This is a genomic window from Vibrio sp. 1078-1 (genome assembly GCF_033340475.1).
In genome coordinates this window covers 344-572 of record NZ_JAWOWM010000670.1, presented here as the reverse complement: position 1 = coordinate 572, position 229 = coordinate 344, and the positions used below count along the sequence as shown (strand labels likewise).

General features: G+C 45.9%; 1 pseudogene. It reads right to left on the bottom strand.

Annotated features, from left to right (window positions below):
- Positions 1-66 precede the first annotated feature (66 nt).
- Positions 67-229, bottom strand: a pseudogene (locus tag R7190_RS29425) (sodium/glutamate symporter); the annotation flags it as partial.

The following is a 229-nucleotide window of genomic DNA, read 5'->3' as shown; positions in this document are numbered from 1 at the left end:
AAACGGTCACAACCTGCGTTGTGACCGTTTTTATTTTAACCCTTAGGGGCTCATCTATCCCATCGTCTAGCCAAGGAAAGAAATGTAACCTTGCAAGATGATTAAGTTGACGATGTCGATAAAGAACGCGCCAACAATTGGTACCACCATAAATGCCTGAGGCGAAGGACCAAAACGGTTAACAATAGAACCCATGTTCATCACCGCTGTTGGCGTCGCACCCAAACCA